We start from the raw sequence: 16,801 nt of genomic DNA on the forward strand, positions 1-16,801 counted from the left end.
ATGCAAATGTAATTTTATATGCCATAGAACGCAACTATTTTCTATGTTTTTTTATAGAAGTTCTAACACCTTTGCTATTCGGGGTATTCTACCCTTAAATGATAGATATTCGTCAGTTTATGCTTAAAGATTTTCTTGATGGTCTCGATCTCCCTAAAGGTTATGTTCGCATTCAAAAATTGATTGGCTGCCATTTGTCCCCCAATGATCTTATCCACAAACTCATCCAAAATCAAAAACGTCGGATTCTTTAGACTCTTGGAGGCTGCTTCCACAGAATCTGCCATCATAAGGATTGCGGTCTCCTTTGAAAAAGGTATGGGTCCTGGATACCTGAAGTCTTCTATGTTCAACTCCTCATTCAACTCCTTTTGTTTTGTATAAAAGTAATGGACCAAAGTCGTACCGTGATGGGAGCGTATAAAGTCTATAACCCTATCCGGTAAGTTATTCTTTCTTGCAATCTCAATTCCTTCAATCACGTGGTTAATAATGATTCTGGCACTATCCCGGGGTTCCAAATCATCATGGGGATTTACATTGGTAATTTGATTTTCGGTAAAATAGTTTGGGTTGCCCAATTTCCCAATATCATGGTATAAGGCACCCACTCGTACCAACATAGCATTAGCCCCTATTTCATTCGCGGCCGCTTCTGCTAAGTTCGCTACCTGCAAGGAATGATTAAACGTCCCTGGAGCCTTATTCGAAAGCTCTTTTAATAATTTGGAATTGGTATCCGATAATTCCAAAAGGGAAACATCGGAAACCAATCCGAATATCTTTTCATAGATATAAATCAAAGGTTGTACGAAAAGCGTGATCATTCCATTCAACAAAAACAAACCCAAAGTCAGCCAAATTATATTATCAAGATTACCCTCATGGATAATGTGAAAGGCCAAATAACCAACAATGTATATCAATGTAATCTGCCCAACGGATATAAAGAGATTGGCCCTTTTATATAACTCTGAAACTGTAAGAATAGTCACAATACCCGCAATGATCTGGATAAAAATATATTCGAAACTATTAGGCACTACAAAGCCCAGGATCAATACCGTTAGTACATGTACAAACAGACCCAGTCTTGCATCAAAGAAGGTTTTTAACAACAACGGAAGTATACACAAAGGCACAACAAAAACATAAGCTTCATTATATTTCACCACTAAAGTGGTCACAAAAACCATGAGGAGTATATTTATGAAAATAAAAGTGACCTTCGTGCCGTTCTCAAAAATTTCAGGTCTGTATTTTTTAAGAAAAAGAAAAAGCATGATAAGCACCAAAGCTACCAATACGGTATACCCTGCAAGTATATAATAGTAATTATAGGATGCCCATAATTCGGATTCGAACTCGTCTTTCAAAGACTCCAGAATCATATAATTATCCGATTCAACGACTTCTCCCCTGGCGATGATCAGTTTACCCTCATCTATGGTACCCCTCGTTAATGAAATCTTTGACAATTCATCGTCCAATGCCTTTTTTGACAGATTATCATCAAAAACTACATTCGGCTTTATCAGGTTAAAAAAGAGTGCTTGAAAGGATCTATTAAATCGTCCTAATTGTTTTTCGCGTAAAACTTTTCCGATAACGCCCTCTACATCCTGGATGCTATGAATATCGTCATAATCGATAAGTTTTGCCTCGTTCTGTTTTATGAGATACACTTTCTTCCCTAAGTCACTTGGGTATGATTTTTGTAAAATCCCATTCCCATAAATCCGTTCAAGAACTGCTTGTCCCGCTTTTTTCAATACTGTCAGCTCTGCTGCGGTATATTCATCGGTTTTGAAGGTATTACCAAAGGCCGTATCGAATTCCTGATACACTTCTTGTGAAATTGTCTCGTCAAAGCGATAATAATTATTATGCTTATCTGCTATCTTTTGCTTTTCGGCTGCAATTTCCTCTTCGTTTTTTTTGACGGAAAAATCAAATGGGGCATAGAGATTTTCATATTGCCAGGGTTTGCCTTTTTGAAATTCATATTTAAACTTGCCCCCCTTAGGGAAAAAAAATACAATGCAAAAAATAGATACCGCGTAAAGGAAGTATTTATAAATGAGGGATTGGTTTTTGTAAAGCTTATCCAACAATTTCGTATCTAATTTATATCTAACGTCAAAAATAGAAAATATAATAGACCTTTTGTTACAACATGCATTTTGATTGCACTTTAATTTATTAATTTCGCAACAATTAAAACAAATGGTCATGAACGAAGTTGTCATAGTTTCTGCGGTCAGAACACCTATCGGTAGTTTTATGGGTGGGTTGTCAACGATACCGGCACCAAAACTGGGTGCCATTGCCATTAAGGGTGCATTGGAAAAAATAAAATTGGATCCCAATCTTATTGATGAGGTTTTAATGGGCAATGTCGTACAAGCTGGCACCGGTCAGGCACCGGCAAGGCAAGCAGCTATCTTCGCGGGTATACCCGATCGTGTACCCTGTACCACGGTTAACAAAGTATGTGCATCAGGAATGAAAGCCATAATGCAGGCAACCCAAGCCATCGCCTTGGGTGATATTTCGATCGCCGTGGCTGGTGGTATGGAGAACATGAGCCTTATACCCCATTACGCACATCTTAGAAATGGCGTGAAATTTGGACCAACTACTTTTGAGGACGGCATGCAAAAAGATGGTCTGGTCGATGCCTATGACCATAATGCAATGGGTGTATGTGCCGATGCATGCGCAGCGGAATACAAGTTTTCCCGTGAAGACCAAGACAAATTTGCCGTTCAGTCGTACCAACGATCCGCAAATGCATGGAAAGATGGAAAGTTTGCCAATGAAGTCATTCCCGTTGAAGTCCCACAAAGAAGAGGGGAGCCTATCATAATTTCCGAAGATGAGGAATTCAAGAATGTGAAGATTGAAAAAATACCCACTTTGCGTCCGGCATTCACGAAAGAGGGTACGGTAACAGCCGCCAATGCCTCTACCATTAATGATGGCGCTGCTGCGCTGGTGTTAATGAGTTCTCAAAAAGCCAAGGAATTAAAGCTTACCCCCATGGCTACCATACGAAGTTATGCCGATGCGGCGCAAGAACCGGAATGGTTTACAACGGCCCCTGCCAAGGCCTTGCCCAAAGCATTGGATAAAGCAGGGTTATCCTTGAACGATGTGGACTATTTTGAATTTAATGAGGCTTTTTCAGTTGTTGGTTTGGCCAACATGAAATTGCTAGGATTGGAAGATAGCAATGTAAATGTCAATGGCGGGGCGGTATCTTTGGGCCACCCCTTAGGATGTTCTGGGGCACGTATTATTATAACCCTTTTGAATGTATTGGAACAAAACAATGCCAAAATCGGTGCAGCGGCTATTTGCAATGGTGGTGGTGGTGCTTCTGCCATGATTGTGGAAAGGAAGTAAATTATTACTGCAATTGATACTATGCAATACGGTATTTGTCATTTAAGCATTGTTCCTATCAGAGCCAATGCAGAAGAATCAGCGGAGATGGTTTCCCAATTGTTGTATGGCGAACACTATAAGGTTCTTGAACAGCGCAGACAATGGAGCAAAATCAGGGTCGGTTATGACAAATGCGAGGGATGGATTCAGAATTTACAGCTTACTTTTATTGATGAAACCAACTATAAGGTTCTCACGAAAAACAATTCCCCTGAGTATACCATTGATCTTGTTTCCTATGTTGAATTGGACAAAAACAATCTTTTGCCTATTGTCCTAGGTTCGGTAATCAACAAAAAATCCATGCATGTGCATGAAGGAAATTTATTATCTACCACCCAACAAAAATCAAAGCTGATCAATATTGCTTTATTATACCTGAACTCACCTTATTTGTGGGGAGGAAAAACACCTTTTGGGATTGATGCTTCGGGTTTTACCCAAATGGTGTACAAAATAAACGGTTATAAGCTACTTAGAAGTGCAACGGATCAAGCTACTCAAGGTACACCCTTAAGTTTTATAGAGGAATCAGAAACCGGAGATCTTGCCTTTTTCGATAATAATGATGGTGTTATCGATCATGTCGGAATCATCATGGAAAATAATTATATCATTCATGTCCATGGAAAAGTACGGATTGACCGATTGGATCATACCGGGATTTTTAATACTGACTCAAAAACCTATTCCCACAAACTTCGGGTAATAAAACAGATCATATAAAAAAAAGTCCTAGCGGGAAACCAGGACTTTTTTATCGTTTGCGAAATTTTATCTATTCACCTAATAGTTTTTTTATTCGCATAAAATTTTCATTGTCGCCCATGGCACCGTAGATATTCTTTAATTGAGTTAGAATAGCTTGGTTATCCGGGTTGGTTTTCAATGCTTCTTCCAGTACATCGGCTCCTTCTTGAAACAAATCGTCTTTTTGTTTTTTCAACTCATCGTATCTGGCAATATCCGCTCTGGAGTTCCCCAAGGTATTCATCTCATCGATCAACCCATTACCTTCATTGATATAAGTGGTTGAAAGATTCAATTGTGCATTGGTATATCCAGGATTTATTTCAAGTGCTCTTCTATAGGCCACTCGTGCTTCTTCAATATTATCTTGCTCCATATTGATTACACCGATGTTATAATGTAAATCCGGATTATCAGGAGCTACTGTTGCAGCCTCGGCCATTAGTTCCTTAAATTTATCCTTATCCCCTAATTTATAATGTAAGTTGGCCTCGTTCAATATCAGGGTTACATCTTTTGGGTTCTCGGCGCGTGCCGACTTATAAGCCTCCAAGGCCTTATCATCTTGCCCTAACTGTGTATATATTAGAGCCATGTTCTTAACGATCTCTGCTTTTTTTGATGGGGCCTTGTCATCAACGGGATCTTTGTAAGTACCTGACTTCACCATTAAATCCCTTTGCACCTTCTCCATGGTCTCAACTTCCCCGGTGGCTACATTGGTGGCCTTATACTCTATTCCGCCACCATCATAACCTACTTCCTTAAGTTCATTATAGTAGGTCAATGCCTGCTCATACTCACCCCCATTTACGGCGCTGCTTGCGGCAAAATAAAGATAATTAGTGTCTCTAGGACTGAGTTTGTAGCTCATATAAAGCTTTTCGCCTGCCTGCTTGTATTTTTCGTTCTTATTGTCTTCAATAGCCGAATTAACGATGTCACCAGCTAAGGTCGACATTTCTTGCGCGATCAGAGGACTGTACTTAGCTTTTCCGCTACTCTCTTCAACTTCCTTTGCTTTTTGAAAAGATGAAATTGCAGTTTCGAAGGCACTATCATCACCTTTCCTTGCTAAATCCGCATATATTCTACCGCGTAGATAATGGTATTGTGCCTGAACTTTGGCATCCTCACCTGAAATCGCACCAGCTGCTGCTTCAAGTGCTGTTTTGGCTCCACCCGCATCACCTCCTTTAAGGGCTTTCTCTGCGGCTTTAATTTCATTCTTTTGCGAAAACCCAATCATTGTGAAGGACATTGCCGCAAGTATTAAAATTTTAGTTCTCATTTTACTTTAATTAAAATATTAGTGTTTATTGATTATTCTTTTGTTTCATCGCTATCATTATCAATAGCCGTGCCATCTTCGGTTTTTACGTCCATATCCATAATATCTACCTCGTCAACAGCATCATCATCCTTCATGACCTTCGCAACAGCGGCAATACTGTCATTCCCCTTAATATTGATCAGCTTGACACCTTGTGTTGCCCTACCCATGACACGTAAATCTTCTACACTCATTCGTATGGCGATTCCCGATTTGTTGATGATCATTAAATCATCGGAATCGGATACATTCTTAATGGCTACAAGTCCACCCGTCTTTTCCGTAATGGATATCGTCTTAACTCCCTTACCACCGCGGTTGGTAATCCTATAATCATCAATATTGGAGCGCTTACCATACCCATTTTCGGACACTACAAGAATTTCCTCATCAAAGTTATGGACAGAGACCATTCCAATGACCTCATCGTTCTCATCGGCTAGACGAATACCACGAACTCCCGAGGCATTACGTCCCATAGGTCTGGTTTTACTCTCTTCGAATCGTATGGCTTTGCCTGATTTTAATCCTAGGAATATCTGACTCGTACCCGTCGTTAATTTAGCCTCTAATAGTTCATCATCTTCACGAATACCAATGGCATTTATTCCATTCTGCCTTGGTCTTGAATACTGTTCCAAAGAGGTCTTCTTGACTGTGCCCTTTTTGGTGGCCATGATTACGTAATGGTTGTTTACATAATCCTCATCCTTCAGGTCTTGAGTACAAATAAAGGCTTTGACCTTGTCATCCTGTTCAATATTGATAAGATTTTGGATGGCCCTACCTTTGGAAGTCTTGCTTCCTTCTGGTATCTCATACACCCTCATCCAGAAACATTTTCCTTTCTGGGTGAAGAATAACATATATTGGTGATTGGTGCCTACGAACAAATGCTCCAAGAAATCCTCATTTCTGGTTGAAGATGCCTTCTGACCAACCCCACCTCTATTTTGGGTCTTATATTCGGTAAGAGGTGTTCTTTTTATATAACCGGCATGGGATATGGTTATGACCACCTGTTCATCGGGTATCATATCCTCGATACTTAGATCACCACCCGCATAATTGATTTCAGAACGTCTTTCATCACCATACTTTTCCTTAACTTCAAGCAGCTCTTCCTTAATAATCTGCATTCTTCGCTCTTTACGCTCTAAAATGTCTTTAAGATCGGCAATGGTATTGATTATATCTTCATATTCAGATCTTAATTTATCCTGTTCAAGACCCGTTAGTTGACGAAGCCTCATTTCCACAATGGCCTTGGCTTGAATCTCAGTCAATTTAAATCGCTCCATGAGGTTCTCCCGAGCTTCATCTGCATTGGAAGATGCCCTTATGATTGCAATAACCTCATCTATGTTATCAGAGGCTATAATCAATCCTTCAAGGATGTGCGCCCTGTCTTCCGCCTTTTGAAGTTCATACTTTGTGCGCCTAACAACGACCTCATGCCTATGTTCCACAAAATGGTGGATCATCTCCTTAACGTTCAGCATTTGGGGCCTACCTTTGACCAAAGCAATGTTGTTGACACTGAACGATGATTGCAAAGGCGTATATTTGTACAAGGTGTTCAGCACAATATTCGGTATTGCATCCCTTTTAAGAATATATACAATACGCATACCCTTTCTGTCCGATTCATCCCTGATCGAAGAAATTCCTTCGATCTTTTTGTCGTTGACCAAATCGGCAGTCTTTTTTATCATATCGGCCTTATTGACCTGATAAGGAATCTCGGTTACAATAATACATTCACGTCCTTGTACCTCCTCAATAATTGCCTTGGCACGCATAACCACTCTACCCCTGCCCGTATGAAAGGCCTCCTTAACCCCTTCATACCCATATATTATACCTCCTGTCGGAAAATCAGGTGCCTTGATATGGGTTATGAGCTCATCAATTTCAATGTCGTTATTATCAATATAGGCTACTGTACCATCGATTACCTCGGAAAGGTTATGGGGTGCCATATTCGTTGCCATACCCACAGCAATACCCGATGCGCCGTTAACCAACAAATTTGGGATTCGCGTAGGAAGTACGGTAGGTTCCTGTAAAGAATCGTCAAAATTCAACTGATGGTCCACAGTATCTTTGTCGATATCTATCAACATATCATCAGCGATCTTTCGCATCCTTGCCTCTGTATAACGCATGGCTGCCGGACTGTCACCGTCTACAGAACCAAAGTTACCTTGACCGTCTACCAACATATATCGTAAACTCCATTCCTGTGCCATACGCACCATAGTGTCATATACAGAAGTGTCGCCATGTGGATGGTACTTACCCAAAACCTCACCGACAATACGAGCCGATTTTTTATGTGCACTATTCGACCGAACACCTAATTCATGCATACCATAAAGTACCCTTCTGTGAACAGGTTTCAATCCATCCCTGACATCTGGCAAGGCACGTGACACAATGACCGACATTGAATAATCAATGTAAGCAGACTTCATTTCGTCTTCAATGTTGATAGGAATCAATTTTTCTCCTTCTGCCATTCTTGAATTTTATCTATTTAATTTAGTTAAAAAAGCAAGGCAATATACGTATTTTGATACCTTTCAAGGCACATATCAAATACTTTATCTAAAAATTTATCAACACCTTTGCTTCCCTAATTCGTTGATAATTTCAATGTTAATTATTTTGTAATTAGGTGCTTTTTTCGTCATTTAGGACATCTTTAACGATTATAGGTACGGTATTTGGTTTAGATTGGTAATGTTTTACTAATTTTATAGTTGAAAGGATAATAGTATATGGATGATAATTTTTCCCCAAGGGTAAAGGATGTGATTGCGTACAGCAAGGAAGAGGCATTGAGACTGGGCCATGATTTTATTGGCACGGAACATTTGATGCTTGGGCTTTTGCGTGATGGAAATGGAAAGGCAATCAGCATTTTGGATGCTTTGGAAGTAGATTTGGACCACTTGCGTAGAAAAGTGGAAATTCTTAGTCCATCCAATCCAAACCCTAGCGGAGTACAAAAAGACAAAAAGAACTTACATTTGACCAGACAGGCGGAACGCGCCTTGAAGACCACATTTCTAGAAGCAAAACTATTTCAGAGTTCTTCAATTAATACGGCCCATTTATTATTATGTATTCTCAGAAATGAAAATGACCCAACGACCAAATTACTTCACAAATTGAAAGTTGACTATGATGGGGTTAAAGAACAGTTTAAGTTTATGATCACAAGCGATGATGATATTGTGGATTCCCCTACTTCGGAATCATTCCCTAGCGATTCGGATGATGCCAGTGGAGGTAAGGAGAGTACGTTTGGATCATCATCGGGCCAAAAAGGCAGTAAAAAGTCAAAGACCCCAGTCCTTGATAATTTCGGTAGGGACCTTACCCAAATGGCCGAAGAGAATAAATTAGACCCTGTAGTGGGACGTGAAAAGGAAATTGAAAGGGTATCACAGATTTTAAGCCGGCGTAAAAAGAACAACCCTCTGTTGATTGGGGAACCTGGCGTTGGTAAAAGTGCCATTGCTGAAGGTTTGGCCTTGAGAATAATCAATAAAAAGGTTTCTAGGATCCTGTACAACAAACGGGTTGTTACTTTAGATTTGGCTTCCCTTGTCGCAGGTACAAAATACCGCGGTCAATTCGAAGAGCGTATGAAAGCGGTGATGAACGAGCTTGAAAAAAATGAGGATGTCATTCTTTTTATTGACGAAATACATACCATTGTTGGTGCAGGTGGTGCCACCGGAAGTTTGGATGCCTCGAATATGTTCAAACCCGCCTTGGCGAGAGGTGAGATTCAATGTATAGGTGCAACAACTTTAGACGAGTACCGACAATATATAGAGAAAGATGGGGCCTTGGAGCGTAGGTTTCAAAAGGTAATAGTAGAGCCTACTTCTGTAAGCGAGACTATTGAAATTCTGCAGAATATAAAAGGCAAATACGAGGACCATCACAATGTGTCATATACAGATGAAGCCATATTGGCATGTGTTAAATTGACCAATAGGTATATGACCGATCGGTTTTTACCGGATAAGGCCATTGATGCTTTGGATGAAGCGGGGTCTAGGGTGCATATCGTGAATATGGATGTTCCCAAGCAGATTCTAGAGCTCGAAAAACAGCTTGAGGATGTGCGGGAGCTCAAGAACAGCGTGGTTAAAAAGCAAAAATATGAGGAGGCCGCCAAGTTAAGGGATGATGAGAAAAGATTGGAAAAGGAACTTGCCGCAGCCCAAGAAAAATGGGAAGAGGATAGTAAGTTACATAAAGAGGTGGTTACAGAGGATAATGTTGCCGATGTTGTTTCGATGATGAGCGGAATTCCTGTTAATAGGATTGCACAAACCGAAAGTAATAAATTGGCAGAATTGCCCAATCTTATCAAGGCCAACGTTATAGGTCAGGATGAAGCCGTAGCAAAAGTGGCCAAGGCCATTCAAAGAAACCGTGCCGGACTTAAAGACCCCAACAAGCCCATTGGGTCATTCATCTTTTTAGGTCAAACAGGGGTTGGTAAAACCCAATTGGCCAAGGTTTTGGCAAAGGAACTATTCGACTCCGAAGACGCCTTGATACGTATTGATATGAGCGAATACATGGAGAAATTCGCCATTTCAAGATTGGTGGGTGCTCCTCCAGGGTATGTTGGATATGAAGAGGGGGGACAATTGACCGAAAAAGTTAGACGTAAACCATATTCGGTCATCTTGTTGGATGAAGTTGAAAAAGCACATCCCGATGTTTTCAATATGTTGCTACAAGTTCTAGATGACGGTTTCCTAACAGACAGCCTAGGTAGGAAAATCGATTTTAGAAACACCATAATCATTATGACCTCGAATATCGGGGCACGGCAATTAAAGGATTTCGGACAAGGTGTGGGCTTTGGTACTGCTGCCAAAAAATCACAGGCGGATACACACCAAAAAAGCGTCATTGAAAATGCTTTGAAGAAAGCTTTCGCGCCAGAGTTCCTGAATAGAATTGATGATGTAATAGTCTTCAATTCATTGGATAGGGATGATATACACAAGATCATCGACATAGAATTGGAGAAACTTTACTCTCGAATCAAAGACATTGGATATCATTTGAACCTTACCGACAGAGCGAAGGATTATATAGCGGAAAAAGGTTTCGACAAACAATATGGTGCAAGACCTTTGAAAAGAGCCATCCAAAAATATATTGAGGATACCTTGGCAGAGGAAATCGTTAATTCCAAGTTGGAAGAAGGCGATAGTATTTATATGGACCTCGACAAAAAGAAAGAAAGCCTTACCATTAAAATCAAGAAGGCCGAAAAATCTTCAAAGAAGACGTAACTTTTTTTAAACAATAAATACTTAGGGAGTTATTAGTTTTGACTCCCTTTTTTTATCTCAAAAGTAGGAATAAAACACAAGACCTTCCCCCTAATAGCAGTATACACGATATTTAAGCCTTTAGTCTAATATATTATAAATTCATGACGCTTACTTCTACATTCGTTTTAGACACTATAATATATTTGAAATGGACGTGGGATCACGCAAGAAAACCATCATTGTTAGAGAATACAATTTAGGCATCGGGGTAGTACAGGTATATGAGAATTACATGGTTGCCATCTTTGAGGAAGGTGCTACTCTAACCTTAGAAAGAACCTATCAGATCATCGGTATTTCCGAAATACATTTTAGGGATAAACCTTTCGGATTCATTAGTCTCCGGAAACATTCCTATGCGATAGACCCAACGGTTTATACTTATCTTAGGGAACTTATCAACCTTAAAGCCTTTGCCATTGTTTCTGTCAAGGAAATCGATATGCACAATTTTAAAATTGAAAAACTTTTCTATAAAAAACCTATGAAGTTCTTCATCGAATTTGATAATGCGCTAACATGGGTCAAAAAAAGAGTAAAATCTGCTAAATAGGAAGTTATCATACTTTATTGGCTACTACGGCTTTTCTTGAGGTTCCGCTTCTTGGGGGGGTTCGGGCATTTTAAACAAGTCAACAAAAGCCATACCTATGTTGTCGATCAACTTAGAAGTCGTTAAGGCCTGATAACCGGTATGTTCAATAGCTAAGTCACCCGCCATTCCATGTAAATACACTCCAAAAATTGCAGCCTGCAAGGGTTCGTAACCCTGTGCTATCAATCCAGTAATAATTCCGGTCAATGCATCCCCACTTCCCGCTGTTGCCATACCCGGATTCCCCGTGGAATTCACATATCCATGATTATTATAGATGGTCATGGTATGGGCTCCCTTGATCGTTAGAATAACGTCGTATTTTTTTGAAAACACCTTGGCCTTTTTCAACATATCAAAATCGTCTTTCCAAGTACCGATCAATCGCTCCAATTCTTTAGGATGAGGTGTCAAAATGGTTTTTGACGGTAATTTGTTGAGAAAACTTTTGTGTTTAGCGAGCAAATTCAATCCATCGGCATCAATGACCAAGGGCAGTTTGTTGGTTTCCAAAAATTCCGATAAGGCATCCCCTGTTTCGGAGGCCATACCCATACCGATACCAAGTCCAATTACCGTTGGTTTTATATCGAACGTTATAGCCCCAATAGCGGTTTCATTTTTGTCGGTGATTACCATAACCTCTGGTAAGGCAGTTTGTATAGGCACATATCCACAACGAGGTACATAGGCGGTTACCAAACCACTGCCCGAAGTTAAACAGGCCTTAGCCGAAAGTGTAACTGCCCCTATCTTTCCATAACTGCCACCGATGATCAATGAATGCCCATAGGTGCCTTTATGCGAAAACTTTTCCCGGGGCTTGTACATCGGTAAGACCTCACTCTTTCCGATTACCTCGAATTCGGTTTCCGTGTCCTTCAAATACTCTTGGTCCAATCCTATATCCAAGATTTCCCATTGATTACTGAAAACACCTGTTTCAGGTAAGAAGAAAACCAATTTTGGTACTTGAAAACTCAAGACGTGATTTGCTTTAATGACCGCATTCACATCCTCAATCGCCTTGTCCATGTATAATCCTGAAGGTATATCTATCGATAATATAAATGCTCCCGAACTGTTCAAATGTCCGATCAATCTGGCAACCCATGGATCTGGAGATCTATTCAACCCTATGCCGAAAATCGCATCTATAATAATATCATCCGGACCTATGACGGTAAATTCACCATCCCGCTCCAAAAAGTTCGGCCAAACTTTGCGCTCTTTTAGACGATCTAGATTGATCAAAAAATCCTTAGACCGTTTATCGCTATAATTGACCACATTCACTTCAATATTATACCCATGTTCTTTTAAATGTCTTGCCAAAGCCAGCCCATCCCCTCCATTATTGCCAATTCCACAAAATAGATGGATTTTCACCTGCGCTCCTTGCATCCGTACGTGAAGCCAATTAAAAATTTGTATGGCTGCACGTTCCATAAGGTCGATGCTCGAAATTTGTTGTTTTTCTATTGTGAATTTATCAGCAGCATAGATCTGCTTTGCACTAAAAAATTTCATTCAGTAAGAATTTTTGGTAATTTTTGCCAATTCCATAAAAATCACATGAATCGTTTGATTGATAGCCCAAAAATACTACTTTTGGGCCTTACAACGAACTATGCTTTTGAACAATTCAGACATAGCAACCTTATTTTCTCCATTGGCCAATGGATGTAAGACCTCCATTTTGCGTACGACCCCATTGGGGTAACAAGCTACATATCATCATCCAGCAGTTTTTGCGATCTATCGCTCAGATTTCCCCAGTACCTGTAAATCAATATAAATAATGAAAGTTTTAAAATTCGGAGGCACTTCGGTTGCCAATGCCCAAAATATAATCTTAGTAAAAAATATTGTAGCAAATTCCGTTAGCGACAAAAACATTGTCGTGGTTTCAGCATTGGGCGGAATTACGGATCTGCTATTGAAAGCTGCCGACTTAGCTGCAATACAAAACGACACTTATAAGTCGTTTGTAAAGGAAATTGAGGACAGGCACTTGCAAACAATCAAGGAGCTTATTCCTATAGCTTCCCAAAGTAGGATATTAAGCAAGGTCAAAAGCGAACTTAATACGCTGGAAACCCTATTGGAGGGTGCATTTTTAATTGGCGAGATAACGCCTAAACTTTCCGATAAAATAGTAAGTTATGGTGAATTATTATCATCGTATATAATAGGGGAATTCTTTCTTGGGGAAGGCTTGGATGTTGTCCATAAAGATAGCCGTGAACTCATTAAAACTAAAGTTATTAATGGTAAGACCGCGGTAGACTTCGCTTCGACCAATGCACTATGCCAAGATTTCATATCAAAAGTACCCCAGAAGTTTATTATCATGGCAGGTTTTATCGCATCGGCTGAGAATGGAGACTCGACCACTTTGGGTCGGGGTGGTTCCGACTATACGGCCGCCATTGTTGCCGCTGCGATCAATGCGGAATTATTGGAAATCTGGACCGATGTAAGTGGTATGTACACAGCCAATCCCAAACTGGTGAAACAAGCCAAGGCAATTCCCCATATTTCTTATGAGGAAGCCATGGAGCTTTCCCATTTTGGTGCAAAAGTGCTGTATCCACCAACGATTCAACCTGTCCTTTCCAAAGGTATATCCATCCAAATAAAGAATACTTTTGACCCCGATAATCCGGGTACCATTATAACCAAGAACAAAAATGAAAAAGGGAAGACGGTTCGAGGAATCACCCATGTAGAAAATATCGCTCTTTTATCCCTTGAAGGAGCAGGAATGGTCGGTATCCCAGGGATATCAAAACGTTTTTTCGAGGTGCTTTTCCAATCGAACATCAGTGTTGTGCTTATTACCCAAGCTTCATCCGAGCATTCTATTTGTGTGGGTATTTCCGCAGACGACGTTGGCGAGGCCGAACAAGCGGTCAATGCGGCCTTTGAGTATGAGATGAGTAGTGGTAAGATCAATCCCGTGGTCGTTGAGAAAGATTTAGCCATAATCGCCCTAGTTGGCGATAATATGAAAAGCCATCAAGGACTTAGTGGTAAAATGTTCAGTACCCTAGGTAAAAATAATGTGAATATCAGGGCGATAGCCCAGGGCGCCTCCGAACGCAACATTTCGGCGGTCATAAATAAGGACGACGTCAAAAAAGCCTTGAATGCCCTTCATGAAGAGTTCTTTGAAGAGAACATAAAACAATTGAACCTCTTTGTAATGGGAGTGGGAAATGTAGGGGGAAAATTCCTCAATCAAATCTATAAACAAAAAAAATACCTCAAGGATAACTTAAAACTCAATCCGAGGGTGATTGGTATTTCCAATTCAAGGACCATGATTTTCGATGAAGATGGAATTTCTTTAAAAAACTGGGATAGTTTATTGGCCACTGGTGAAAAAGCGGACAAATCCAAGTTCTTCGAGACCGTCAACAAACTGAATTATCGCAATAGTATTTTTGTGGATAACACGGCAAGTGATGAGGTTTCAAATACCTATGGTTCGTATCTTCGCAATAGTATTTCTGTAGTAACCTGCAATAAAATAGCTTGTTCATCGAATTATTCGAATTACTTGGAACTCAAGGAATTAGCAAGGGAGTACAATGCTCCTTTCCTCTTTGAGACCAATGTTGGGGCTGGTCTGCCAATAATCGACACCTTAAAGCATCTGATCGCCTCTGGGGATAAGGTTCAAAAAATTCAAGCCGTATTATCCGGTAGCCTTAATTTCGTTTTCAATAACTTCAATGATAAAACTACGTTTTACGATGTGGTAAAACAGGCCCAGGAAGAAGGGTATACCGAACCTGATCCTAAAATAGATTTAAGCGGTATCGATGTGATGAGGAAAATATTGATCCTAGCTCGGGAGAGTGGCAATCAATTGGAAATCGAAGATATTCAAAACAATTCATTCTTACCACAAGAAAGTTTGGACACTACCAATAATGACGATTTCTTCGATTCTTTGAAAAAGCACGAATCCTCTTTCCAAACCCTGTATCAAAAGGCTGTTGGGAATGACAGCAAATTAAAATATGTGGCCCAATTTGAAGATGGAAAAGCCAGTGTTGGATTACAACAGATTCCTAAAGGGCATGATTTTTACAATCTTGAAGGCAGTGATAATATCGTATTGTTCTATACGGAACGCTATCCTAACCAACCCATGATCATCAAAGGAGCGGGGGCCGGGGCCGAAGTAACCGCATCTGGTATCTTTGCCGATATCATTAGAATCGGTAACTTTTAGGTTTTAAAAACATAGGAGGTCATATCGAGCGCAGTCGAAATGATTAAAGCTAATAATTTCAATTTCTCGACTGCGCTCGAGCAGACAACTTAGGCGCCAATTAATGAAAAACGAATTACGAATATTCTGTCCGGCAACTATTGCGAATATCTCATGTGGCTTTGATGTCCTCGGCGTTGCCTTGGACTCCGTTGGTGATGAAATGGTTATTCGAAAAGTGTCCAAAAAGGGTATCCATATCATTAAATTGGAAGGTCAGGATCTACCTATGGAAACCCATAAAAATGTTGCGGGTGTTGCAGGCATGGCCTTTTTGGGGGAAAGTGATTATGGTGGGGGATTCGAAATCGAAATTTACAAAAAAATAAAGGCCGGAAGTGGAATAGGCAGTAGTGCGGCAAGTTCTACAGGGGCGGTCTGGGGAATGAACCAATTATTGGGTAGGCCATTTACGACCTTAAAATTGGTCGAATTCGCCATGGAAGGTGAAAAATTGGCGAGCGGTGTCGCCCATGCCGATAATGTGGCCCCTGCCCTTTTCGGGGGTTTTACCTTGGTCCGTAGTTATGAACCGTTGGACATTATACCCATCCATAATCCAAAAGAATTATTTGCTACGGTCATACATCCACAGATAGAAATAAAAACATCCGATTCAAGAAAAATATTAAAAACCAATATTACCTTGAAAGAAGGTATTAAACAATGGGGTAATGTAGGCGGACTGGTCGCCGGCCTCTTTACCGAGGATTACGATCTAATCGGGCGTTCCCTGGTCGACCACATTGTTGAACCAATCCGATCTATTCTCATTCCTGGTTTCAATGAGGTTAAGGCAAGCGCCATTGCTTCAGGGGCATTAGGCTGCGGTATCTCAGGTTCAGGACCTTCCATTTTTGCATTTAGCAAAGGGGAAGATACCGCTGAAAAAGTCGCCCAATCAATGAAAAATGTATATAAAAAGATAGGTATCGACCATGATATTCATATATCCAAAATAAATGTCGAGGGAATACGAAAAATTAATTAAAAGAATCTATTACGTTTTC

General features: G+C 40.3%; 10 protein-coding genes. 6 read left to right on the top strand and 4 right to left on the bottom strand.

Annotated elements, in window-relative coordinates; genetic code table 11:
- Window positions 1-74: 74 nt before the first annotated feature.
- Window positions 75-2,111, bottom strand: a complete 2,037-nt coding sequence (locus tag HPE63_RS14475; protein WP_223198180.1) for an HD family phosphohydrolase — start codon at window positions 2,109-2,111, stop codon at window positions 75-77.
- 121 nt (window positions 2,112-2,232) lie between these two features.
- On the opposite strand from HPE63_RS14475, the gene HPE63_RS14480 reads away from it, so the two are divergent.
- Together HPE63_RS14480 and HPE63_RS14485 are read left to right on the top strand one after the other, a co-directional pair.
- Window positions 2,233-3,408, top strand: coding sequence for an acetyl-CoA C-acyltransferase (locus HPE63_RS14480; RefSeq protein WP_188315005.1), 1,176 nt, complete (start codon window positions 2,233-2,235; stop codon window positions 3,406-3,408).
- Window positions 3,409-3,429: 21 nt separating this feature from the next.
- A complete protein-coding gene (locus HPE63_RS14485; protein WP_188315006.1) occupies window positions 3,430-4,176 on the top strand; it encodes a C40 family peptidase in 747 nt (248 codons plus the stop codon).
- A 52-nt stretch (window positions 4,177-4,228) separates the two neighbouring features.
- On the opposite strand, the gene HPE63_RS14490 is transcribed toward HPE63_RS14485, so the two are convergent.
- Window positions 4,229-5,491 (bottom strand): tetratricopeptide repeat protein, encoded by a 1,263-nt coding sequence (locus HPE63_RS14490; protein WP_188315007.1) that lies wholly within the window; start codon window positions 5,489-5,491, stop codon window positions 4,229-4,231.
- Window positions 5,492-5,523: 32 nt separating this feature from the next.
- The gene (gene gyrA, locus HPE63_RS14495; RefSeq protein WP_188315008.1) at window positions 5,524-8,055 is read right to left on the bottom strand and encodes a DNA gyrase subunit A; all 2,532 of its coding nucleotides are present in this window, start codon (window positions 8,053-8,055) and stop codon (window positions 5,524-5,526) included.
- Window positions 8,056-8,316: 261 nt separating this feature from the next.
- Between gyrA and HPE63_RS14500 the strand changes: the two genes are divergently transcribed.
- Window positions 8,317-10,869 carry an ATP-dependent Clp protease ATP-binding subunit gene (locus HPE63_RS14500; protein ID WP_188315009.1) on the top strand — a complete coding sequence of 851 codons (2,553 nt, stop codon included), beginning with the start codon at window positions 8,317-8,319 and terminating at the stop codon, window positions 10,867-10,869.
- A gap of 190 nt (window positions 10,870-11,059) precedes the next feature.
- Window positions 11,060-11,464, top strand: a complete 405-nt coding sequence (locus HPE63_RS14505) for an STAS/SEC14 domain-containing protein (RefSeq protein WP_188315010.1) — start codon at window positions 11,060-11,062, stop codon at window positions 11,462-11,464.
- Between the two features lie 24 nt (window positions 11,465-11,488).
- Here HPE63_RS14505 and HPE63_RS14510 read toward each other — a convergent pair whose 3' ends face one another.
- Entirely contained in the window at window positions 11,489-13,036 is a 1,548-nt protein-coding gene (locus tag HPE63_RS14510; RefSeq protein ID WP_188315011.1) for an NAD(P)H-hydrate dehydratase, read from the bottom strand.
- A gap of 271 nt (window positions 13,037-13,307) precedes the next feature.
- Between HPE63_RS14510 and thrA the strand changes: the two genes are divergently transcribed.
- Together thrA and HPE63_RS14520 are read left to right on the top strand one after the other, a co-directional pair.
- Entirely contained in the window at window positions 13,308-15,752 is a 2,445-nt protein-coding gene (gene thrA, locus HPE63_RS14515) for a bifunctional aspartate kinase/homoserine dehydrogenase I (protein ID WP_188315012.1), read from the top strand.
- 103 nt (window positions 15,753-15,855) lie between these two features.
- Window positions 15,856-16,782 (top strand): homoserine kinase, encoded by a 927-nt coding sequence (locus HPE63_RS14520; protein WP_188315013.1) that lies wholly within the window; start codon window positions 15,856-15,858, stop codon window positions 16,780-16,782.
- Window positions 16,783-16,801: the final 19 nt, after the last annotated feature.

Source organism: Maribacter arenosus, from assembly GCF_014610845.1.
Lineage (GTDB): Bacteria > Bacteroidota > Bacteroidia > Flavobacteriales > Flavobacteriaceae > Maribacter_A > Maribacter_A arenosus.

Bases quoted from the DNA above. Each gene is read 5' to 3' on its own strand.
- HPE63_RS14510 (WP_188315011.1), bottom strand. From the start codon at position 13,036: ATGAAATTTTTTAGTGCAAAGCAGATCTATGCTGCTGATAAATTCACA.
- gyrA (WP_188315008.1), bottom strand. From the start codon at position 8,055: ATGGCAGAAGGAGAAAAATTGATTCCTATCAACATTGAAGACGAAATG.
- HPE63_RS14490 (WP_188315007.1), bottom strand. From the start codon at position 5,491: ATGAGAACTAAAATTTTAATACTTGCGGCAATGTCCTTCACAATGATT.
- HPE63_RS14480 (WP_188315005.1), top strand. From the start codon at position 2,233: ATGAACGAAGTTGTCATAGTTTCTGCGGTCAGAACACCTATCGGTAGT.
- HPE63_RS14485 (WP_188315006.1), top strand. From the start codon at position 3,430: ATGCAATACGGTATTTGTCATTTAAGCATTGTTCCTATCAGAGCCAAT.
- thrA (WP_188315012.1), top strand. From the start codon at position 13,308: ATGAAAGTTTTAAAATTCGGAGGCACTTCGGTTGCCAATGCCCAAAAT.
- HPE63_RS14500 (WP_188315009.1), top strand. From the start codon at position 8,317: ATGGATGATAATTTTTCCCCAAGGGTAAAGGATGTGATTGCGTACAGC.
- HPE63_RS14505 (WP_188315010.1), top strand. From the start codon at position 11,060: ATGGACGTGGGATCACGCAAGAAAACCATCATTGTTAGAGAATACAAT.
- HPE63_RS14520 (WP_188315013.1), top strand. From the start codon at position 15,856: ATGAAAAACGAATTACGAATATTCTGTCCGGCAACTATTGCGAATATC.